2 protein-coding genes are annotated in these 1,632 nt (G+C 67.5%); both read left to right on the top strand.

Annotated features, from left to right (window positions below; translation table 11 throughout):
• A partial coding sequence (rimO, locus tag RMN86_RS15980; protein WP_309606849.1) for a 30S ribosomal protein S12 methylthiotransferase RimO occupies nt 1-1,088 on the top strand: 1,088 nt, incomplete at its 5' end.
• A 22-nt stretch (nt 1,089-1,110) separates the two neighbouring features.
• Nucleotides 1,111-1,632: aldehyde dehydrogenase family protein (locus RMN86_RS15985; RefSeq protein WP_309606850.1), on the top strand; the 522-nt coding region annotated here is incomplete at its 3' end.

A 1,632-nucleotide genomic window follows, 5' to 3' on the forward strand; every position in this document is an offset into this window, starting at 1 on the left:
TGATCCGCGCGCGCTTCCCGCAGGTGCTGGCGATCACCGGCGCAGCGCAATATGAAGATGTGGTCGGCGCGGTCCACGTCGCCGCGCCGATCCCGCCTTCGGCCTACCTCAACCTGGTGCCGGACGCGAGCCTCAAGCTGACCCCGCGCCACTACTCCTATCTGAAGATTTCCGAAGGCTGCAACCACCGCTGCGCCTTCTGCATCATCCCGTCCCTGCGCGGCGACCTCGTCAGCCGCCGGCCGGACGCGATCCTGCGGGAGGCCGAGAAGCTGGTCGCGGCCGGGACCAGGGAATTGCTGGTGATCAGCCAGGACACGTCGGCCTACGGCGTCGATCTGCGCCACGCTTCCTGGCCGTGGAGGCGAGCCGGCGCCCCCGGCGAGCCCGGCGAGGTCCGCGCCCACATGACCGATCTCGCCCGCGAACTGGGGCGTCTCGGCGCCTGGGTCCGCCTCCACTACGTCTATCCCTATCCACACGTGGACAAGGTGATCCCGCTGATGGCCGAGGGGCTGGTCCTGCCCTATCTCGACATTCCCTTCCAGCACGCCAGCCCGGCCGTGCTCAAGGCGATGAAGCGCCCGGCCAACGAGGCCAAGGTGCTCGAGCGCATCCACAATTGGCGCGCCATCTGTCCCGACATCGCGATCCGGTCGACCTTCATCGTGGGCTTCCCCGGCGAGACGGAGGCGGACTTCGACTATCTGCTACAATGGCTGGACGAGGCACAGCTCGACCGGGTCGGGGCGTTCAAGTTCGAGCCGGTCAGCGGCGCCGCGGCCAATTCCTTGCCCGGCATCGTCCCCGAAGAGGTGAAGCAGGAGCGCTACGCCCGCTTCATGGAAAGGACCGCGGCGATCTCGGCGGCCAAGCTCGCCGCCAAGATCGGCCGGACGATCGACGTGATCGTCGACGCGGTCGATCCGGAAGGCGGCGCCACCGGCCGGTCCAAGGCCGACGCGCCGGAGATCGACGGCGAAGTCCACCTGCGCGACGCCGGGCATCTTTCGATGGGCGATATCGTTTCCGTGCAGGTCGAGGACGCCGACGAACACGACCTTTATGGAGTGCCGGTCGAGTCCTAATGTGGAGAGAGTGGAGAAAGCCATGTTCAAGAGCGTAAACCCGGCGACGGGCGAAGAGATCGCCACCTATCCCGAGCTGAGTGCAGAAGAGGTCGACGCCAAGCTGGACATGGCGGTCGCCGCCTTCCGCCAGTGGCGCACGACCGACCTGGCCGAACGCTCCGCTTTGCTCAACCGCATCGGCGATCAATACCAGGCCAATCGCGAGCGGCTCGCCCGCATGGCGACGTTGGAGATGGGCAAGACCTATTCGAGCGCGCTCGCCGAGGTCGACAAATGCATTTCCGGCTTTCGCGTTTACGCCAAGGACGGCCCGGCCATGCTCGCGCCCTCGCGCCAGCCGCTGACCGGCGGCGGCACGGCGGAAATCCACTGGCTGCCGATCGGCGCCGTGCTCGCCGTCATGCCGTGGAATTTCCCGCTGTGGCAGGTCGTCCGCTTCCAGGCGCCGGCGATCATGGCCGGCAATGTCGGGCTGCTCAAGCATGCGAGCCTCGTCCAGGGCGTCGCCGGCCTGCTCGAGGAGATGGTGACCGCCGCCGGC

Origin of the sequence: Phenylobacterium sp. (assembly GCF_031360265.1) — a bacterium.
Taxonomy (GTDB): Bacteria; Pseudomonadota; Alphaproteobacteria; order Caulobacterales; family Caulobacteraceae; genus Phenylobacterium.